An 18,530-nucleotide genomic window follows, 5' to 3' on the forward strand; every position below is an offset into this window, starting at 1 on the left:
ATGATGAATCTCGACCTGTCCTTCTACAACTGGGACGTCATCAGCAACTTCGTCATCAAGGGCTTCTACTTCAGCATCATGCTGACGGTGGTGGCCACGATCGGCGGCGTGATCTTCGGCACGATCCTCGCGCTCATGCGCCTGTCGGGCAAGAAGTGGCTCGATGCGCCCGCGGCGCTCTACGTCAACGGCATGCGCAGCATCCCGCTGGTGATGGTGATCCTGTGGTTCTTCCTGCTGGTGCCGGCGTCGTTCTATTCGCTGTTCGGCTCGGTGGGTTCCAACTACCGCTCCGAGATCTCGGCCGTGATCACCTTCGTCGCGTTCGAGGCCGCCTACTTCAGCGAGATCATGCGCGCGGGCATCCAGTCGATCCCGCGCGGCCAGGTGAACGCGGGCCAGGCGGTGGGCATGACCTACGGCCAGAACATGCGCCTCGTGGTGCTGCCGCAGGCCTTCCGCAACATGCTGCCGGTGCTGCTCACGCAGACCATCATCCTGTTCCAGGACACCTCGCTGGTCTACGCCATCGGCGCCTACGACATGCTCAAGGGCTTCGAGACCGCGGGCAAGAACTTCGGCCGCCCGATCGAGGCCTACCTGCTCGCCGCGGTCGTGTACTTCGTCATGTGCTATGCGCTGTCGTACCTGGTGAAGCGCCTGCACAAGAAAATCGCCATCATCCGCTGACAGAGCACTGAACCGGAGAGAAAGAAATGTCCGAAAAAATGATCGAAATCAAGAACGTCTCCAAGTGGTACGGCCCCGTGCAGGTGCTCAACGACTGCTCGGTCAGCATCGCCAAGGGCGACGTGGTCGTGGTCTGCGGTCCCTCGGGCTCGGGCAAGTCCACGCTCATCAAGACCGTGAACGCGCTCGAACCCTTCCAGAAGGGCGAGATCACCGTCAACGGCATCCCGCTGCACGACCCCAAGACCAACCTGCCGAAGCTGCGCTCCAAGGTCGGCATGGTGTTCCAGCACTTCGAGCTGTTCCCGCACCTGTCGGTGACCGAGAACCTCACGATCGCGCAGATCAAGGTGCTGGGCCGCACGCCCGACGAGGCCAAGACCCGCGGCCTCAAGATGCTCGACCGCGTGGGCCTGATGGCGCACAAGGACAAGTTCCCGGGCCAGCTGTCGGGCGGCCAGCAGCAGCGCGTGGCGATTGCCCGCGCGCTGAGCATGGACCCGATCGTGATGCTGTTCGACGAACCCACCTCGGCGCTCGACCCCGAGATGGTCGGCGAAGTGCTCGACGTGATGGTGAGCCTGGCCAAGGAAGGCATGACCATGATGGTGGTCACGCACGAAATGGGCTTCGCCCGCAAGGTCGCGAGCCGCGTGATCTTCATCGACGTCGGCGGCCGCATCCTCGAGGACTGCACCAAGGACGAGTTCTTCGGCCAGCCCGAGAACCGCCAGCCGCGCACCAAGGACTTCCTCAACAAGATCCTGCAGCACTGAACGCTGCGCCTTGCGGCGAACGACGAGGGCCATGCCGGCGACGGCGTGGCCCTTTTTTCATGGCGCCGGGGACTTCGGCAGTGTCTCGTCGAAGAAGGCCGGAACCTCCCGCCCGAGGCGCGCCAGCAGCGCCTGCCGGTCGAAACCCGGCGGATCGGCGGCGATGTCGCCGTCGGGCGTCTGGATGGGCATGGACGGCGTGTCCATGAACGCGAAGTGCCAGGCATTCGGGATGCGCCGCAGCTCGGCGGCCGGCATGTTGCGCGCGATCCATTCGGCATGGAAGCGCGGCACCAGGAAGCGGTCCTGCTCGGCTTCGTAGATCCGCGTGGGCACGCGCACCTGCGCCAGCGACGCGGCCGTGAAGGGCACGCCGGCCGGGGCCATGGCCACGACCGCGCGCACGCGCGGGTCGCGCAGCGAAGGCAGCAGCGATGCGGACGGGGCGGTGGGGGCGGGGGGCGTCGCGGCCGTCCCGCCATCGCGGCCCACGCCACAGAAGATCGGATCGGCGGCGCGCTCGCTCGCGCAATGCGTGGCGATGCGCGACAGGTCGGCCTGCGCGCCCGCGAGCGCGAGCACCGTGTAGCCGCCGGCCGAGTGGCCCACGGCGCCGATGCGCGGGCCCTGGTCGTCGCGCGCGATCCGGTCCTTCCACTGCGGGTCCTGCAGCAGGGCGTCGATCACGCGCGAAGCCTGCCGCGGCCGTTCACCGAAGTAGGCGGCCCCGCCCTGCTTCAGCAGCGAGCCGTCCTGCCAGTTGTCGCCCGGATGGCGGAGTGCCGCCACCAGGTAGCCCGCGCGCGCGAGCGCCTCGGCCAGGCTGTTGTGTCCCAGCTCGGTGCCGGCGAGGCCGTGGCTCAGCAGGATCAAGCCCTTGAACTTCTCGTCGGGCGGTGCCTGGATCGCGGCGCGCACGGTGAACGGCCCCATGGCCGTCGTGCGGGGTGCGGCCTGCGTCGGGTAGTAGAGCGCGACCACGGTCGGCGCGGCATCGGGCGTGGCGCCCGGAATGCGGACCTGCCGCCAGCCGGCCTCGGCGGCCAGCAACTGGCAGGACAGCAGCAGGCCCGAGGCGAGCAGCAGGGCGTGGCGAGAGAGGAGGGCAGTGGCGCGCATCGGGTCTCCATGGCGGGGTCAGTGGAGTGCGCATGGTTGCCGCGGGACGGCGCGGCGGCCAGGCGAATGCGATGAAGTGCGCGAAAGACGGCGCCAAGCGACGGGAGCGGTCGCGGTCTTCGCGTCGCGGGTTTCGTGCGACCATCTTCCGCTGTCGTATTGGCACGGAGGTGAAAAGAATGGGCTTCCATCCATCCAGGTATTGCGCGGCGGCGGTTTGCACGGCGCTCGCGCTGATGACGCTGATGCCGGCGCAAGCCGCCGAGGACTGGACCGAGATCGCGTCCACCGCGCGCAAGAAGGTGCTGTTGCAGCGCGAGTCGATCCGTCCGCACGGCGACGCCGTCGAGGCCTGGACGCTCTATCGCTACGACGAACTGCAGACCGATGTCGGCAAGACCCCGTACCGCACTTCGCGCTACCTCTACGACTACGACTGCAAGGGCGCGCGCGAGAAGATGCGCCGCGTCGTGAGCCACAACGGGCCGCTGGAGGCGCACGACATCGACCTGAGCCGGCGCAGCGAGTGGAAGGCGGTGGGCGGGCCGACGACGGTGAGCGGGATCGTGTTCAAGAACGTGTGTGCCAAGGGGCGTTGACCGGTGCGTGACGACGCCACGATGGCGCCGTCCTACCTGAGCCCTTCGGTATCGAGCGCCTTGCGGACCGCGGGCCGTGCCCGCACGCGTTGATACCAGTCCCGCAGGTTGTCCAGCCCATCGAAGTGGATGTCGGCCCTGTAGACGGACGCCAGCCACGCGGCCTGGCCCCATTGGGTCAGCGCATAGAGGTACGCGTCGGCCGCCGTGAATGTGTCGCCCATCAGGTAGTCGCGGCCGGCAAGCTGCGCGTCGATCCAGGCATAGCGCTGCTCGAGCTTGGGCTTCGCGGTCTCGACGCCGTACTTTCCGGCGAGCACGGCATAGAGCAGGGGAATGAAGCCCTTGTGGATTTCCGAGGTCAGGAAGCTCAGCCACTCCTGCAGGCGATAACGCTCCAGGGTGCCGTTCTCCGGCGCCAGGCGCGATGCCGGCTTCAGGTCGGCCAGGTACTGGACGATGGCGGGGCCTTCGCGCAGCATCGTGCCGTCGTCGAGCTCGAGCAGCGGGACATAGCCGAAGGGACTGAGTTCGCGGAAGTCGCGGCCGTCCTGCGTCCTGTGCGTCTTGTGGTCGACCTTGACGAAGTCGAAGTCGAGGCCGAGTTCGTTCAGCACGATGTGGGGCGAGAGCGAGCAGGCGCCGGGGATGTAGTAGAGCTTCATGGGTTCTTCGATGGTCGAGGGGCATGGCGCTGGAGAGCGCCTCGGGCCATGTTAGGAACCGGGCGTGGATTTGGAAGAAGGCACATAAACTGCCTCTAGGTTAAAAAAATATACCTGCGGCCCTCTTCTCCATCGCGTGCTATGAAATCGAACGTCTCGGGTTGTTCCGTCGAGGAAGCCATGCGCCTCCTGGGCGGCCGCTGGCGGCTGCTGCTGGTGTCCTATCTCGTCGACGGACCCAAGCGATTCAACGAACTGCGTCGCGACGTGCCCGGCATTTCCCAGCGTTCGCTGACCCTGGACCTGCGCGCGCTCGAAGAGGCTGGGCTCGTGCAGCGAACCGTCCATGCCACGGTGCCGGTCAAGGTCGTGTACCAGCTCACGCCCGATGGGGAACGGCTGAAGCCCGTCGTCAGCGTGATGATGGAATTCGGCCTGTGGCTGAAGGCCAGGGCCGCGGTCTGAGCCGCGCGTTCGAGCGCTGACCCGGCCCTCTCAACGCAAGCGCGATATCCCCTGCGTCAGCAAGTCGAAGAACCCCTGCGCATCCCCCTCCGCGATCCAGCGCACGTTCGCCGGCTTCTTCAACCCTCCGTACCAGTCCACCACCGTCTGCCCGAACCCCAGCCCCTCGCGGCTGTCGATCGCCACGTTGACCCATCGGCCGCTGAACAGCGAAGGCTGCAGCAGGTAGCCGATCACGGTGGCGTCGTGCACCGGCCCGCCGGGCAGGCCGTAGTACTGCATGTCGTGCCGCACATAGGCATCGAGGATGTCGGCCACGATCCGGCCCGCCTCATTGCCGAGGTCGCGCAGCCGCGCGATGCGCTCGGGGGTGGCCAGCACCTTGTGCGTGAGGTCCAGCGGCAGCATGGTGATCGGCACGCCGCTTCCGAGCACGATCTCGGCCGCATGCGGATCGGCGAAGACGTTGAACTCGGCCGTCGGCGTGATGTTGCCGCCGTTGAAGTGCGCGCCGGCCATGAGCACCAGCTCGCGCAGGCCGCGCACGATGTCGGGCGCCTGCGCGAGCGCCAGCGCGAGGTTGGTCTGCGGGCCGAGCATCGCGAGCGTCACGCTCTTTCCTGGCGCGGCGCGCAGGGTGTCGATCAGGTAGTCGACCGCATGCCCCTCGGCCAGCGGCTGCGCGGGCTCGTGCACCTGCACGCCGGTGATGCCCTCGCTGCCGTGGATGTCGGCCGCATAGATCGGCGTGCGCAGCAGCGGTCGCTGCGCGCCGCCATGGACCGGAATGTCGGGCCGTTGCCCCCACTCGCGCGCCAGCCGCGCGTTGCGCGAGGTCTTGGCGAGCGGCACGTTGCCAGCCACCGTCGTCAGCGCCTGGATCTTCAGGCGCTCGGGCGAGGCCATGGCGAGCAGCAGCGCGATCACGTCGTCGGCACCGGGGTCGGTGTCGATGATCAGCGTGTGGACGGTGGTGTCGTCGGAAAGCGGGGGCGTGTTCGTCGGCATGCGGGCTCCATGCAGGCGCGACGGAGCGCGCGCCTGCGGGCAGCCAGTCTGCCAGAGCTTCAGCCCAGGAGCCGCCTGGCGAAGAAGGCCAGGATCTCGTCGCGCGCCGCGATGGTCGGCTGCCCGGCCTCGTCGATCAGGTGCGCGGTGACCACGCTGTGCGGGCTCGCGACCACCTGCGCGAAGAAGGGCGGCGTGTCGGGGTTGGCCGCGCTGTCGGGCAGCACGCGCGCCACGAAGCGGTCGCCCAGCGCCTGCGAGAAAGCGGCGAAGCGCTCGGCCTTGCAGAACCTGTCGCCGTCGAAGCGGTAGGCCATCACCGTCAGGTCCTCGCGTTCCAGCCGCTCGCGCACGGTGGCCAGCTCGTCGGCCGCCACGTTGGTGCCGGCCGGGTCGTCGAGCGGCAGCGAGGGCTGGCACACCACGGGCGCGAGCACGGCGCGCTCGAGCATCATCGACAGCGCGAAGTTGCCGGTGAAGCACATGCCGATCGCGCCCACGCCGGGGCCGCCGCATTCCGTGTGCGCGAGCCGCGCGAGCGCGCGCAGCCATTGCGTGACGGGGCTCGAGGCATTCGACGCGAAGGCGCGGAACTCGGCGCTCACGCAGGCGCGCTTGAACACGGCCGCACCTTCCTCGGCCTGCGGCACGGCCCCGTCGCGGCCGAACAGCGAGGGCATGTAGACGGTGAAGCCCGCGTCGCGCACCCAGCGCGCGAAGCGCGCCACCTGGGGGCTGATGCCGGGCATCTCGGTCATCACGATCACGGCCGGGCCGTGGCCCATGAGGTAGACCTTTTTGGCGACGCCGTCGAGTTCGATCTCGCGTGAGGAGAAGTCGTCGAGCGGGTCGTCGCGGTCGAGCGGGCGGGTTGCGGGTGCGTGGGACATGGCGTGGGCAGTGGGGTGGATGAAGCTTGTATTGGGCCCACCGGCCGTTCAGAATGGCAGTGTCCTGTTTGACTGTTTCAGGGCCAAATCGGACAACACCTCCTCATGCACGACTTCACGATCCTGGTGCTGCCCGGCGCCTTCGCCTCCAGCGTCGCCGCCACGGCCGACATCCTCGGCGCCGCGCGCTCGGTGGCCGCGCGCGCCGGCGTGGCGCCGCCGCGCTGGCGGCTGTGCTCGCCGGCCGGCGGCATGGTTGCGCTGCGCTCGGGCATGCACATCGACACCGTGCGCCTGCCGACTCGCGCGCGCGACGACCGCTCGACCTGGGTGGTGCCCGGGCTCGGACTCGACACGCCCGAGCAGATCCGCCGCTGCCTCGAGAGCGAGGACGCCGCGCGCGCCATCGACGGGCTCGCGCGCCATGCACGCGCCGGCGGCCAGGTCGCGGCCTCGTGCTCGGCGGTGTTCCTGCTCAATGCGGCGGGCCTGTTGCAGGGCCGCCGCGCGACCACCTCGTGGTGGTACGCCGCGCTGCTCAAGCGCATGGCACCCGACTGCACGGTCGACGTCGACCGCATGGTCTGCGCCGACGGCGCGGTGGTCACGGCCGGCGCGGCCTTCGCGCAGACCGACCTGATGCTGCACCTGCTGCGCGAACGCTGCGGCAGCGCGCTCACCGATCTGGTGTCGCGGCTGCTGCTGATCGACGGGCGCCAGGCGCAGGCGCCGTTCATCGTTCCCGAGCTGCTGGCCAACGGCAACGACCTGGTGGCGCGGCTCGCGGCGCGCGTCGAGGCGGCGCTGCCCGCGCCGCCCTCGGTGAGCGAGCTGGCGCGCGAGTTCTGCATGTCGGAGCGCACGCTCGCGCGCCACGTGATGAAGGCCACCGGCAAGAGCACGCAAGCGCTGCTGCAGGGCGTGCGGCTGCGGCGCGCGCGGGCGCTGCTCGAGTCCAGCCGCATGACGGTCGACCAGGTGGCCGGCGCCGTCGGGTATCAGGACGCCACCGCGCTGCGGCGCCTGATGAAGAAGGTGGCGGGCGCGAACCCCAGCCGCTATCGCAACTGAGGCGCGCCGGCCCGCGCGGCGCTTGGCTCTTACTTCTTGCGCGCCGCGATCGCCTTCTCGGCGCGCGCCACGAGGTCGGCGCCCACCGTCGGCTTCCACTTCTCGTACACCGGGCGCGTGGCCTTCACGAAGGCCTCGCGCTCCTCGGGCGTGAGGCTGGTGACGGTCACGCCCATGCCCGCGATGTCCTTGAGCACGGGCCTGTCGGCTTCCACCAGGCCCTTGCGCGCGATGACGATTTCTTCCTTGCCGGCGTCGATCGCGGCCTGGCGCACGATGGCCTGGTCGGCCGGCGTCCACGAGGCCCAGATCTCCTTGTTGACCACGAACACCAGCGGGTCGGCCACATAACCCCAGGTGGTCACGAACTTCTGGCCCACGGTGTGCATCTTGAGCACGGTGAACAGGAACAGCGGGTTCTCCTGGCCGTCGACGGCGCCACTCGCGAGCGCGGGCTGCGCATCGGCCCAGCTCATCTGCGTGGGATTGGCGCCCAGCGCGGTGAACATGTCGGAGTAGATCGGCGAGCCGACCACGCGGATCTTCATGCCCTTGACGTCGGCCGGCGACTTGATCGGGCGCTTCGAGTTGGTGATCTCGCGGAAGCCGTTCTCGCCCCAGGCCAGCGGCACCACGCCGGCCTTGTCGAGGGTCTTGAAGATCTCCTGGCCGACCTCGCCCTGCGTGAGGGCGTCGATGGCCGCGTAGTCGGGCATCAGGAAGGGCATCGAGAACAGGTTGAGCTGCTTGACCTGCGGCGACCAGTTGATGGTCGAGCCCACGGCCATGTCGATCACGCCCTGGCGCAGCGCGCTGAACTCGCGCGTCTGGTCGCCCTGGATCAGCGACACGCCCGGGTACAGCTTGATGTTGATGCGGCCCTGGGTGCGCTCCTTCACGAGGTCGGCCCAGATCTTCCCGGCCTGGCCCCACGGCGTGGGCGGGCCCAGCACCAGCGACATCTTGTACTCGGCCTTGTAGGCGGCCTGCGCCATGGCGCCCGACGAGAACATGCCCAGGGCGGTCGCGACGGCGGCGAGGCCGAGCAGGGTGCGGCGGAATTTCATCTGATCTATCTCCTCGTTGAAAAAAGTCGGGCGGCCGCGAGCACGCTCATCAGTAGCCCAGCTTGCGCGGCAGCCACAGCGCGAGTTCGGGGAAGGCGATCACCAGCACCATCACCACGAACATCGAGAACAGCATCCAGCCGACCCAGCGCACGGTCTCCTCCATGCGCACCTTGGCGATGCGGCACGACACCATCAGGTTGACGGCCAGCGGCGGCGTGAACTGGCCGAGCGCGACCTTGAGCGTGAGGATCACGCCGAACCAGACCGGGTCCCACTTGTAGTACTGAACGATCGGCAGCAGCAGCGGCACGAAGATCAGGAAGATCGAGACACCGTCGAGGAACATGCCGACCGTGATGAGCAGCAGGATCAGCAGCGCCAGCACGCCGTATTCGCCCAGGCCCGAGTTGACGATGGCGCGCGTCACCGGATCGATCACGCCGAGCGTCGACAGCGAGTAGGCGAAGATGCCCGCGAGCGAGACCACCAGCAGGATCACCGCCGAGAGCTCGCCCGATTCGCGCAGGATGACGAACAGGTCGCGGACCTTGATGGTGCGGTGGATGCACATGCCGACGAAGAGACCGTAGAACACGGCGACCACGGCGGCCTCGGTGGGCGTGAACCAGCCCGCGCGCATGCCGCCGAGGATCAGCACCGGCGCCGCCAGGCCCCAGGTGGCTTCGCGGAAGCTCTTCCAGAACGGCGGGCGCGGCAGGGTGGATTCGAGCGCGCCCATCTTGTGCTTGCGCGCCAGCCACACGGCCGGAATCATCAGCGCCAGGCCGGCCAGCACGCCGGGCACCATGCCGGCGGCGAACAGCGCGGGCACCGAGGCGCCGGGCACCAGCACCGAATAGACGATGAAGGCCACCGAGGGCGGGATCAGGATGTCTGTGGCCGCGGCGGCGCCGACCACGCTGGCCGAGTAGGCGGCTGGATAGCCGGCGCGCGACATGGCGGCGATCATCACCGCGCCCACCGCGGCGGCATTGGCCGGGCCCGAGCCCGAGATGCCGCCGAGGAACATCGCGACCGCGATCGCCACCAGCGGCAGCATGCCGGAGCCGCGGCCCACGATGGCGATGGCGAAGTTCACGAGGCGCAGCGCGACGCCCGAGCGGTCGAAGATCGAGCCGACCAGCACGAACATCGGAATGGCGAGCAGCGGGTACTTGCCGAGGCCGGCATAGAAGTTCTGCGGCACGGCGAGCAGGCCGAACCACTGGGCGTCGGTGTTGGCGAGCGCGATGCAGGCCGCGCCGGCCAGGCCGAGCGCCGCGCCGATGGGCACGCCCACCAGCATCATCAGCAGGAAGGCGACGAACAGGAGCGTGGCGATCATTCGGCGGCGTCCTGCTGGTCGTTGTTCTTGTGCTTGCGGCCGCGCCGCACGAACAGCCCGATGGCGCGCAGCGCGATGGCCAGCGACACGATCGGCAGCCAGATCGAATACCACCAGGCCGGCACGCCGATGCCGGGCGAGGTCTCCTCGAAGCGGTAGTCGTCCCAGACCATGCGCACGCTGAGCGCGGCGATCAGGCCGAACAGCGCGGCGATCATCAGCGCGCCGAACTGGGCCAGCCGGCGGCGCCGGGCCATCGAGCCGCTCTCGGCGAAGTACTCGATGCGGATGTGGCGGTCGCGCGCGACCGCAGCCGAGCCGGCGACCAGGGCCAGCATGATCATCAGGAACACGGAGAACTCCTCGGTCCAGGCGAAGGAGGAGTCGGTGAAGTAGCGCACCAGGACGTTGGCGAAGGTGATGAGCGCGAGCGCGCCCATGATGAGCACGGTCAGCCAGTCCTCGATGCCCAGGGGCACCTTGGTGGGCTCGTCGGCGGCTTCGATGTCGGGGGGGAGGGGGCTGGCGGCGTCCAGCGTGGGGCCGGACTCAGGAGGAGTGGTCATCGGAGAAAACGGGCAGCTGGGGCAGGCGCCATGTCACCGGGCGGTCGCCGGGACGCGATCCGTACACCTCGACAGGGGAGCTGGCGTCGATTCTGGGGGGTCAATGTCCACTGATATATCGGGGGTTTCCTTTAGCTGTTGCCTACGTTTTGGGGGCGTGGGAAGGGTAGGTTTTCCTCTTTGAGGCGTCCGGGGGCGTGCACAGGACGCCGGGTACTCCCCTCCGCGAATGTCCCCCGGCCTTCGGCCTCCTCCTTTATTTCGCTGCGGGGAGTACCCGACGCCCTGTGCACCATGAGTGCGGCTGTGAGATCGGAGTTTTGACTGCAGTGGCGGATTGCAGGTGGACGTGCGAGGGCGACCACTGCGCTTTCGCAAGAGACGGGCGCTGGACAAGCAGAAGTCCGAAGTGCTGGCGTCGGACTCGGTCGGCTTTGGTGTGACTGCGTTCTATGTTTGCTTCAGACTGGGAGCCAAGATGCCCGTTGCCCGCTTTTCTGCATCCTCTTTTTGGTGGCTGAGGCTGACGGCCCGCACGAGACCCTTTCCCCCATCCCACGTGTTCCATCCCTCTGGCCGACGTGCGGATCGATAGGATCGCGCCACCGTGTTGCACGCGACTCACCAAAGCGTGACCAGATCGACGTCTTTGCCGGCAGGCTGCTTGTAACTCGGAAAGCGGACGCTTGCTGCCAGAGCGATGACCGACGTCAACGTGCTGTACCAGATTTGGTTCGCTACTGCCATGGAAAAAGCCAAGTCGATTCTCTACGCTGACAAGCGTCAGCACTGCCTTCGCTTTGCTCTTGCTGGTCACTGGTCTCAGAGAGATCAGCGCGCAGAGCTTTGGTTGATCCCCGCCATAACGATTTTGCTCGGACTGGTTGCCACCAGTGGCGTCAACGCGTTCAGACGCTAGTGGATTAGTGGCCCCATTTGTCTTGTCTCTATGGGACAATTTCTGTAAGAAAACGGGAACTGGCGCGAGGAGATTGTTTTGCGGCGAACCAGTACACAGGCAGCCAAGTCGACGCTACTGAGCGATCAAGCGCTTGCACGCTTGCGCGAATTGCCAATGGTGGAAGTTGCATCAGCCATGGGGATCACCCTAAGGGGCAATAAGGCGATGTGCTTCAAGGGACACGATAAAGCGAGTCCAAGCTTCACTGTCAACAAAGCGAAAAACAATTGGAGGTGCTATGGATGCGGCGAGCATGGCGATGCGATTGCGCTCGTCCAGAAAATTCACGGCTTTGGGTTTACGGACGCCTGCAAGTGGCTCTGCAGCCACTTCGGCATCGTCGGTAGCGATTTCCCTCTCGGTAGACGCGCTCGTTTCATTGTCCGGGCTACCGGTCCTAAGCCGGCCGATTCCCCGGCTCCTGCCCCCTCCCCCAGCCCCGACTGCGAGTTATACACGTGGTTAGTAGCGCACTGCGGACCGGTCAAAGCGTCGTTGGGGACTGCGTACCTCCGAGCTCACGGAATTGAACCCGAACTAGCGCTTAAGTTTGGGATCGTTGAACTCATAGATCCGGCGCTGGCGTACCGAAAGTTGGAGAAGCACTGGGGTGCGGAGCGAATTCGTGGCGCGGGGCTATCTGGTAGTCGACGAGCGCTAAGCTGGTCTGGCTACGCATTAATTTTCCCCTTCAAATTTGATTCGGCTACAGAGTATCTACAGGTTCGCTGCCTACAAAGCAGTATGAAATTTTTTGGCCCAAGCGGTATATCCAAGCCCATGTTCAACCGGCACCGACTTAGCCAGTTGAAGTCAGGCAGTCTTCTCCATATTTGCGAGGGCGTCCCGGACGCAATCGCCATGGAGGGGGCCGGGCTAGCAGCAGTTGCGGTTCTAGGGGCTACATCATTTCGCTCCGAATGGGTTGAGGAGCTACTTCCTTTTGATCTGGTGGGAATTCCTGATGGTGATGCTGCGGGCGAGAAGTTCATGAATTGTCTTGCAAAAGAGTTTAGGGCGAGGAGCAAGAGCATTCGGTTTGTGATTCCACCTGAAGGCATGGATGCCAGTGATGTGATTGCGCGAGGAAAGAATGCCTAGTTTTCTGAGTCAGGTATGCGACCAATTGAACATGCGCTGGGCATGGGAGAAGGTGAAGCGGGCGTCGGTCCCTGGCGACATCTGGATTGATGAGGCGGACCTTGCCTCTTTTGAAGTTCATTTGGGTCGTGAACTCCAGAGTATTAGTGACGATCTATGCTCGGGAAGATTTCGAATGTCACCGATTCGACCTATGGTCTTTCCGAAGAACCCTGATGGAGATGGAAATCCTAGGGTTCGACAGTATTTCCACTTCACGATCAGAGACCAAGTCGCTTGGACTGCGGTGGTGAACATCTTAGGGCGCCATGTCGATCCGCTGATGCCTGTTTGGAGCTATGGCAACAGACTCTTCCGGTCTACATGGATTGAGGAAGATCTTCACGGTAACAAGATTCGAAAAGTCGGCCCTTACAGACATTCCTCCGGGCGAATCTATCGACCGTTTCAGCAGGCTTGGCCGCTATTTAGGCGCCACATTGCTCTGGCGGTCTCGGCGGCCGCACACGGTCACTCCAAGGCGGGCAACCTCGATGACGATGAGCGCGAAGAGTTTGAACTTCAGCATCGAATGCACCGGGTTGACCGATGCCCATATGTGTTCCCGGATTATTGGACCAGCTTTGCGACCGATCCTCCCAACAGCGAGATTTATTGGGCATCCGTAGATCTTGAGAAGTTCTATCCATCAATCCCACTGACAGCTTGCGTCGATGCGATCTGCCTTTGCGTTCCGGCCGAAATGCGCCCGGAAGTGCAGCGACTGCTAAAGACGCTTACACAACTTCCATTGGACCTTGAGGGATGGACGGATGCCGAACTTAAGCACATTGAACTTGATGAGTCTCGGAAGACATTTCGCAGAATTCCTACGGGGCTCATGGTGTCAGGTTTTCTCGCAAATGCGGCGCTACTGCAGGTCGATCATGAGGTGCAGAGGACGCTACCTCTTGGTCGCGTCGCGCACTTCCGCTATGTTGATGACCATGTGATATTGGCCAAGACGTTTGAGGAACTGATAAATTGGATTGATCACTACAAGGGTGTGATCGATAGGCTAGGCTTCGGCGCAAGCATTAATCCGTCAAAGACTGAACCCAAAGCTTTAGGGGATCTGTTAGGAACGAGCGACGATAGCAAACGCGCTGCGGGGTCGGACCTGTGGAATCGGGCTCAAATTGGGTGTCGCCTCGATTCTGAGTTTCCAACTCCATTGATGACAAAGACGATTGCCTTGGTTTCAGCAATCGGCAGAACCGACTTCACGGCACTTGAAGACAACGAACTCTCAATCCTGTCTCAGCAGCTAGAGCACCTATTGCTGGTAGATGTTCCTGAAGCAGAGATGCCAGAGAGAACCCGTTTAGCATTCGCGGCGACCCGCCTTGCTCGCGTAGCCGAGGCAAGACTCGCTGCTCCTGAAACACTGGATATTCGACATGGCAGTGCCGGGAGATTCCGAGAAATTAGGAGCAAAGTAAGCAGTCGAAACGAGGACAATCCTTCGCTCGATCCAATCGCTGCTCTTACCGGCATCAGCGACCCTCAGATCCACGCTCGGCTGGCCAGCATTGCCGACAGAGTCTTTGGCTTAGTCAGAAAAGTTCTGTATGAACGACCCGATCGCGTCCGTTTGTGGACGCATGCGTTGACCATCGCGCGTCGCCTCGGCGCTACTGGGTTGGAACTTCTCTTTGACGACATCGATCAGTATGCGAACGATCCAGTAAATCGGTTGGCAGCCAGCTACATACGTGGCAACTCATACGCGGTGCTTGCTGCAGAAACAGTGCGAGCTGCGCAGATACTCGTTGACCCTGAAGTGGCAGGGTGGCGCCGAGCGGCTGCATTGAGATCATTGCGGGATATCGCAAAGCTCACCAACCGAGGCGTTGCTGAAGCGGATCGGTGGTTTGTGCAGAAGAGCCTAAATCAGTTCTTCGTTGGTGCTTATTGCGCCACTGTGCTATTGGAAGAGTCGCCGGATTCTTTCCATCTTCTCGGGCAACGGCTGAATCAAGAATTTGTCGAAAAAGGCCGAGCATTGCTAAGTAGCAATGACGTTTCGCCGGATCTGCGCGTTGCATTTGCCTGGTGGGGATGCAAGTTCGATCTTCGCAGGCCCGTTCGCCGAGCGACTGATTTGATCATTCACTTAGGAACCTGCGTCGAGGACCTACCCGAATCCGACGACTTTTGGACTTTTTTTCCTGCGGATGCACCACTCGCGCCATTAGTGCGGATCGCATCACGAACTAGAGCAACTCAAGTGATTCAAGAAGGATGGTGGTTTGATGCCTTGATGGGACGCCTCGATCGACCAGGCCTTCAGGAAGTAGCCGCTCTTTCGCCGGCAGCGTCAAGAGTCCGGACATCACTCGAAGGATCGGAAGCTGGGCAATTGCTGCCACTTCCAGTCTGGGCATCGAAGATCTGGGGCAGCCGTGACTCTGGAAGCACAAAAGAATGGCGGCTCGGAGAGTGGACCTGCCTAGAAATCGTCAGGCAAGCAGCATTGCTACTTTCGTCCACCGAAACGCTGAACGACGACTACCTTCAACGCGCATCACGAAAAGACTTCGGTGCGCGATCAAATTGCGCACATCCCCTCAACTTTGCGTTGCCAAGTCATCTCATCGAAATGGCGTCAGTTTCTTGGCAAGAGTGGAAACAAGAGCTGCGACAGTCCGGAGTTGGCGTTGTACGGCACGTGTCTCAGCGGCGTCAGATCTACGACAGACGATATGCGCCGCTTGTGGTGACTGAAATCGGCTCTGCGCAGAATCCGATTCGCGGTCTTGGCCTTTGCCTGTTTGCGTTGCTTTCGCGCGCCTTCCTACTACCAGTGCAATGGAACGGGCTGGGGCATGAAAGCATGCTCAGACATCTGCCACAACTCCTTCGAGAGGAAATTACCTATTCGTCGGCGACTCTCGGGATTCTCGAAGCGTGCCTTCAACCCCGTGCCGTTGAAAACGTATTCGCCAGTCTGTACCAAACATGGAGTTCGGACTTTGACGATGACACTGAGCATGATCCGGTAAGCCTCATCGATGCATCCGACTTAGCGCGCATTATCTCAGTCGCACAAGACGAACTTGAGGCAAATCAAGTATCGACCTTCAATCAGCAGTTCCGACAAGTCACCCCTGTCGATCTTATGCACCTCACCGACGTTGATTGGAAGCGCTACTTTGATATGGGGCCGGTATGAGTTCTGAGAAGCCAGCGTTGGTCGAAGCACTTACCCTTGGCATTGTCCAGACGACCTTGGATTCCAAGGTCGCGTGGACTGCCTCTAGTGGCGCTCCAAGGATTTCGGCATCCGAGGACAGCCGTGCGTGGCACGAGATTCGTAGAGCGATGAGGGCATTGGCAGATCATGACGATCAACCCCGCATCATTCTTCTTCCCGAGCTAGCACTGCCAAGAACGCGACTGGACGATTTCGAGCGACTTGTCTGTTCTATGAATGCCCTAGCGATCATTGGGGTTGATTACCGTCTGGATCATCGAGCGAAGTCTGCGAAAAATGAAGGTCTCGTCCTCGTTCCACGAAACTTCTGGAATCGCACATCTTCACGCTATGCCACAAGAGTCTGGTTCGGCAAGCGCGACCCCGCGCCAGCCGAGGCATCCGGCTTCAAAGAGTACGTACCGCCGTGGGCTTTTCACGCCGATCCCAACGTATACGTTTTCGACGCAGGACCCTATGGGCGGATTGGGGTCAGCATTTGCTACGACTTCATGGATATTGAGCGTGCCCTTCTTTATCGCGGGCGAGTCCATCATTTGTTTGTCATCGCGTACAACCGTGACGTAAAGCTCTTTGAGTCGTTAGCCGTTTCTCTATCAAGGACGGTCTTCTGTAATGTGGTGGTCTGCAACACCGGATATTTTGGTGGCTCACTGGTCGTCACCCCGTACTACGAGGCGTTCAAGCGTGTTGGATACTCGGTCGATGGGGGCGAACTGTTTACTGCACAGTGCGTCCAGCTTCCGGTACGCGATCTTGATGCGGCCATTCACGGTCGCGACACTAAGCCTCGCGCCATGTACAAGCACCTGCCACCAGGCTTTATGGCTAGTATCTCGCCTATTGCTGCTCCGCCGGAAGGGCCATCGCCAGTGACTATTCCGCTGTTCCCTCCAGAGTGAGAGGCGATTGCCATATGTAATTCGCGTCGCCAAACCCACGCTCGCAAGTCAATGGGTTGGTGTGTGCGACTGTCTACAGCGACGCATGAACTCCGAAGCCGAACAACCGTTTCCAGGAGCTGAATCTAGCCTGCCGTAGGAACGCAGCCCGTGCAAAGCGGATGCTCGCGTTGTCTGTCGACGATCAGTGCGGAGCATGAAGTTGCCTCTGAGGCACACCCCATAAACCTAACCGAACCGACTTCCTTCGATCACGAGGGCTTCAACCATAGCGCTCCAAAGAACCGGTTCCCCAAGCGGGCCGCGACCCCGCAGCCCGCAGACCAGCCCTTACCCGCCAGCCTCAAGCGCCCCATGCCGCGCCTTCTCGCTCAACTGAAACAACTCCCCCGCCTCACGCGCAAGTCCAGCCGCAAGCCAGATCAGGTTGTCCAGTTGTCGAGGTCCATCACCGCTGCACCAATCGATGTCTTTCCCGTGGCAGACCCACAGAAGCGCTTCGAGTTGGGAGAGGGTGTTTTCGAGGAGATCCGCCGGGCCTTGGGCGTTGTCTCCGGGAGATACCGGCGTGCGACGCCGGGCTATAGTCTTGGTAGCCATTTATGTGCGCTCCTTAGAGGTGGTTGCACGTTTTTGGTTAGACGGTCGGGGTGCTCACTACACCTCGGCCGTCGCCTTTTGATACCTCGCATCCGCATCGCTGCTTTCGCACCGACGACCTGCCGCGAGGCAAGCAGCCTTCGAACATCTCGTTAGTGGATTGGTGTGTTGCGCCTTTCTGCTCCCACGGTTGGGGTAGCGAGTGACAGGGGCATCAACTCTAGGGAAGAAGCGGGCAGGTTGCCGTGCCGCTCGGCATGAAGTCGCGGCAACCGCCAATAAATGCAGCTTCTGCAATGCACGGCGCAGGGGCCTCGAAGAGGCCGTGGCGTGCAGGTCCCGATCTGCGTGAGCGCCGCCGGGATGCGGGCAGGAAAAGACTCAGTCCATCCAGGACCGCGCCCGGTCCAGATGCTCGCGGCACTCGCGCACCATGCGTTCCAGCAGTTCCGCGCAAGTCGGGATGTCGTCGATCAGCCCGATGCATTGGCCGGCCGAGACCACACCGTCCTGCACCGCGCCCGACTCCAGCGCGGCGCGGCCGCGCGCGCCTGCCACCAGCGGGCGGATCTCCTCGAACTCGCAGCCGCCCGGACGGTTCTCCGTGGCCACGACCTCTTCGGAGATCGCGTTGCGGAACACGCGCGCGGTGTTGCGCATGGTGCGGAACATCAGCTTGGTGTCGCGCTCGCTCGCGTCCACCAGCGCCTGCTTGATGTTGTCGTGGATCGGCGCTTCCTGGGTCACGCAGAAGCGCGTGCCCATGTTCACGCCCTCGGCGCCCAGCGCGAGCGCGGCCGCCATGCCGCGGCCGTCGGCGATGCCGCCCGAGGCGATGATGGGGATGCGCAGCTTGCGCGCCGCGATCGGCAGCAGGATCAGGCCGGGCACGTCGTCCTCGCCCGGATGGCCCGCGCACTCGAAGCCGTCGACCGACACGGCGTCGACGCCATTGCGTTCGGCCGACAGCGCGTGGCGCACCGAGGTGCACTTGTGGACGATCTTCACGTCGTGGCGCTTGAGCACCTCGATGAAGTCCTTCGGGCTGTTGCCCGCGGTCTCCACGATCTTCACGCCGCTGTCGATGATCGCCTGCACGTACTCGGCATAGGGCGGCGGCTTCACGGCCGGCAGGATGGTGAGGTTCACGCCGAAGGGCTTGTCTGTGAGCGCGCGGGTGCGCTCGATCTCGCGGCGCAGGTCGTCGGGCGTGGGCTGCGTGAGCGCGGTCACGATGCCCAGGCCGCCGGCATTGGAGACTGCAGCGGCCAGTTCGGCGCGGCCCACCCACTGCATGCCGCCCTGCACGATCGGGTAGCGGATGCCGAGCAGCTCGGTGATGCGGGTCTTCATGCGGGCGCTTCCTCTTACAGCGTCTTCACCAGCTCGGGCACGGCCGTGAACAGGTCGGCCACGAGGCCGTAGTCGGCCACCGAGAAGATCGGC

18 protein-coding genes and 1 pseudogene are annotated in these 18,530 nt (G+C 63.7%); 10 read left to right on the top strand and 9 right to left on the bottom strand.

All coding sequences use genetic code 11. The features are described from left to right. The gene (locus KV106_RS31285) at positions 1–690 is read left to right on the top strand and encodes an amino acid ABC transporter permease (protein WP_057590982.1); all 690 of its coding nucleotides are present in this window, start codon (positions 1–3) and stop codon (positions 688–690) included. Between the two features lie 38 nt (positions 691–728). Then, positions 729–1,466: an amino acid ABC transporter ATP-binding protein gene (locus KV106_RS31290; RefSeq protein ID WP_057590997.1), complete on the top strand. Its 738-nt coding sequence runs from the start codon at positions 729–731 to the stop codon at positions 1,464–1,466. A 57-nt stretch (positions 1,467–1,523) separates the two neighbouring features. Here KV106_RS31290 and KV106_RS31295 read toward each other — a convergent pair whose 3' ends face one another. Beyond that, the gene (locus KV106_RS31295) at positions 1,524–2,585 is read right to left on the bottom strand and encodes an alpha/beta hydrolase family protein (RefSeq protein WP_261215073.1); all 1,062 of its coding nucleotides are present in this window, start codon (positions 2,583–2,585) and stop codon (positions 1,524–1,526) included. Positions 2,586–2,821: 236 nt separating this feature from the next. Here KV106_RS31295 and KV106_RS31300 point away from each other — a divergent pair, with 236 nt between their 5' ends. Next, positions 2,822–3,184, top strand: coding sequence for a surface-adhesin E family protein (locus KV106_RS31300; protein ID WP_261215074.1), 363 nt, complete (start codon positions 2,822–2,824; stop codon positions 3,182–3,184). 32 nt (positions 3,185–3,216) lie between these two features. Here the strand turns inward: KV106_RS31300 and gstA are convergent, their stop codons facing one another. Continuing rightward, positions 3,217–3,849, bottom strand: coding sequence for a glutathione transferase GstA (gstA, locus tag KV106_RS31305; RefSeq protein ID WP_261215076.1), 633 nt, complete (start codon positions 3,847–3,849; stop codon positions 3,217–3,219). Between the two features lie 141 nt (positions 3,850–3,990). On the opposite strand from gstA, the gene KV106_RS31310 reads away from it, so the two are divergent. Then, entirely contained in the window at positions 3,991–4,314 is a 324-nt protein-coding gene (locus KV106_RS31310) for a winged helix-turn-helix transcriptional regulator (protein ID WP_057590986.1), read from the top strand. Positions 4,315–4,344: 30 nt separating this feature from the next. Here KV106_RS31310 and KV106_RS31315 read toward each other — a convergent pair whose 3' ends face one another. Together KV106_RS31315 and KV106_RS31320 are read right to left on the bottom strand one after the other, a co-directional pair. After that, positions 4,345–5,322, bottom strand: a complete 978-nt coding sequence (locus tag KV106_RS31315) for a nucleoside hydrolase (protein WP_261215085.1) — start codon at positions 5,320–5,322, stop codon at positions 4,345–4,347. Between the two features lie 59 nt (positions 5,323–5,381). After that, on the bottom strand, positions 5,382–6,212 hold the full coding sequence (locus KV106_RS31320) for a dienelactone hydrolase family protein (protein WP_261215086.1): 831 nt from the start codon (positions 6,210–6,212) through the stop codon (positions 5,382–5,384). A gap of 105 nt (positions 6,213–6,317) precedes the next feature. Between KV106_RS31320 and KV106_RS31325 the strand changes: the two genes are divergently transcribed. Then, entirely contained in the window at positions 6,318–7,283 is a 966-nt protein-coding gene (locus tag KV106_RS31325; protein WP_057590989.1) for a GlxA family transcriptional regulator, read from the top strand. 29 nt (positions 7,284–7,312) lie between these two features. Here the strand turns inward: KV106_RS31325 and KV106_RS31330 are convergent, their stop codons facing one another. From KV106_RS31330 to KV106_RS31340, 3 genes are read right to left on the bottom strand one after another with little or no spacing between them, the layout of a single operon-like run. Continuing rightward, the gene (locus KV106_RS31330) at positions 7,313–8,350 is read right to left on the bottom strand and encodes a DctP family TRAP transporter solute-binding subunit (RefSeq protein ID WP_261215087.1); all 1,038 of its coding nucleotides are present in this window, start codon (positions 8,348–8,350) and stop codon (positions 7,313–7,315) included. 49 nt (positions 8,351–8,399) lie between these two features. Next, positions 8,400–9,698, bottom strand: coding sequence for a TRAP transporter large permease (locus KV106_RS31335; RefSeq protein WP_057590991.1), 1,299 nt, complete (start codon positions 9,696–9,698; stop codon positions 8,400–8,402). Next, positions 9,695–10,264: a TRAP transporter small permease gene (locus KV106_RS31340; RefSeq protein ID WP_057598344.1), complete on the bottom strand. Its 570-nt coding sequence runs from the start codon at positions 10,262–10,264 to the stop codon at positions 9,695–9,697. Before KV106_RS31340 ends, KV106_RS31335 begins: the two co-directional genes overlap by 4 nt. Before the next feature lie 700 nt (positions 10,265–10,964). Here KV106_RS31340 and KV106_RS31345 point away from each other — a divergent pair. The 5 genes and pseudogenes from KV106_RS31345 to KV106_RS31360 all read left to right on the top strand — a co-directional run bounded on the left by KV106_RS31345 (position 10,965) and on the right by KV106_RS31360 (position 16,484). Then, positions 10,965–11,183, top strand: a complete 219-nt coding sequence (locus tag KV106_RS31345; RefSeq protein WP_261215088.1) for a hypothetical protein — start codon at positions 10,965–10,967, stop codon at positions 11,181–11,183. A 207-nt stretch (positions 11,184–11,390) separates the two neighbouring features. Further along, positions 11,391–11,552 (top strand): annotated as a pseudogene (locus tag KV106_RS40115) (CHC2 zinc finger domain-containing protein); the annotation flags it as partial. A gap of 453 nt (positions 11,553–12,005) precedes the next feature. Further along, positions 12,006–12,326: a toprim domain-containing protein gene (locus KV106_RS31350; RefSeq protein WP_261215090.1), complete on the top strand. Its 321-nt coding sequence runs from the start codon at positions 12,006–12,008 to the stop codon at positions 12,324–12,326. 31 nt (positions 12,327–12,357) lie between these two features. Next, a complete protein-coding gene (locus tag KV106_RS31355; RefSeq protein ID WP_409976577.1) occupies positions 12,358–15,540 on the top strand; it encodes an RNA-directed DNA polymerase in 3,183 nt (1,060 codons plus the stop codon). 149 nt (positions 15,541–15,689) lie between these two features. After that, a complete protein-coding gene (locus KV106_RS31360) occupies positions 15,690–16,484 on the top strand; it encodes a carbon-nitrogen hydrolase family protein (protein WP_261215092.1) in 795 nt (264 codons plus the stop codon). 330 nt (positions 16,485–16,814) lie between these two features. On the opposite strand, the gene KV106_RS31365 is transcribed toward KV106_RS31360, so the two are convergent. Further along, positions 16,815–17,084 (bottom strand): hypothetical protein, encoded by a 270-nt coding sequence (locus KV106_RS31365; RefSeq protein ID WP_261215093.1) that lies wholly within the window; start codon positions 17,082–17,084, stop codon positions 16,815–16,817. A gap of 381 nt (positions 17,085–17,465) precedes the next feature. Further along, on the bottom strand, positions 17,466–18,437 hold the full coding sequence (locus KV106_RS31370; RefSeq protein WP_261215094.1) for an NAD(P)H-dependent flavin oxidoreductase: 972 nt from the start codon (positions 18,435–18,437) through the stop codon (positions 17,466–17,468). Positions 18,438–18,530 lie beyond the last annotated feature (93 nt).

This window comes from Variovorax endophyticus (assembly GCF_025376855.1).
Taxonomy (GTDB): domain Bacteria; phylum Pseudomonadota; class Gammaproteobacteria; order Burkholderiales; family Burkholderiaceae_C; genus Variovorax.

Coding starts and splice junctions, on each gene's coding strand:
- KV106_RS31285 (WP_057590982.1), top strand. CDS start 1: ATGATGAATCTCGACCTGTCCTTCTACAACTGGGACGTCATCAGCAAC.
- KV106_RS31310 (WP_057590986.1), top strand. CDS start 3,991: ATGAAATCGAACGTCTCGGGTTGTTCCGTCGAGGAAGCCATGCGCCTC.
- KV106_RS31340 (WP_057598344.1), bottom strand. CDS start 10,264: ATGACCACTCCTCCTGAGTCCGGCCCCACGCTGGACGCCGCCAGCCCC.
- KV106_RS31300 (WP_261215074.1), top strand. CDS start 2,822: ATGACGCTGATGCCGGCGCAAGCCGCCGAGGACTGGACCGAGATCGCG.
- KV106_RS31290 (WP_057590997.1), top strand. CDS start 729: ATGATCGAAATCAAGAACGTCTCCAAGTGGTACGGCCCCGTGCAGGTG.
- KV106_RS31330 (WP_261215087.1), bottom strand. CDS start 8,350: ATGAAATTCCGCCGCACCCTGCTCGGCCTCGCCGCCGTCGCGACCGCC.
- KV106_RS31365 (WP_261215093.1), bottom strand. CDS start 17,084: ATGGCTACCAAGACTATAGCCCGGCGTCGCACGCCGGTATCTCCCGGA.
- gstA (WP_261215076.1), bottom strand. CDS start 3,849: ATGAAGCTCTACTACATCCCCGGCGCCTGCTCGCTCTCGCCCCACATC.
- KV106_RS31325 (WP_057590989.1), top strand. CDS start 6,318: ATGCACGACTTCACGATCCTGGTGCTGCCCGGCGCCTTCGCCTCCAGC.
- KV106_RS31315 (WP_261215085.1), bottom strand. CDS start 5,322: ATGCCGACGAACACGCCCCCGCTTTCCGACGACACCACCGTCCACACG.
- KV106_RS31320 (WP_261215086.1), bottom strand. CDS start 6,212: ATGTCCCACGCACCCGCAACCCGCCCGCTCGACCGCGACGACCCGCTC.
- KV106_RS31335 (WP_057590991.1), bottom strand. CDS start 9,698: ATGATCGCCACGCTCCTGTTCGTCGCCTTCCTGCTGATGATGCTGGTG.
- KV106_RS31355 (WP_409976577.1), top strand. CDS start 12,358: ATGCGCTGGGCATGGGAGAAGGTGAAGCGGGCGTCGGTCCCTGGCGAC.
- KV106_RS31370 (WP_261215094.1), bottom strand. CDS start 18,437: ATGAAGACCCGCATCACCGAGCTGCTCGGCATCCGCTACCCGATCGTG.
- KV106_RS31350 (WP_261215090.1), top strand. CDS start 12,006: ATGTTCAACCGGCACCGACTTAGCCAGTTGAAGTCAGGCAGTCTTCTC.
- KV106_RS31295 (WP_261215073.1), bottom strand. CDS start 2,585: ATGCGCGCCACTGCCCTCCTCTCTCGCCACGCCCTGCTGCTCGCCTCG.
- KV106_RS31360 (WP_261215092.1), top strand. CDS start 15,690: ATGAGGGCATTGGCAGATCATGACGATCAACCCCGCATCATTCTTCTT.
- KV106_RS31345 (WP_261215088.1), top strand. CDS start 10,965: ATGACCGACGTCAACGTGCTGTACCAGATTTGGTTCGCTACTGCCATG.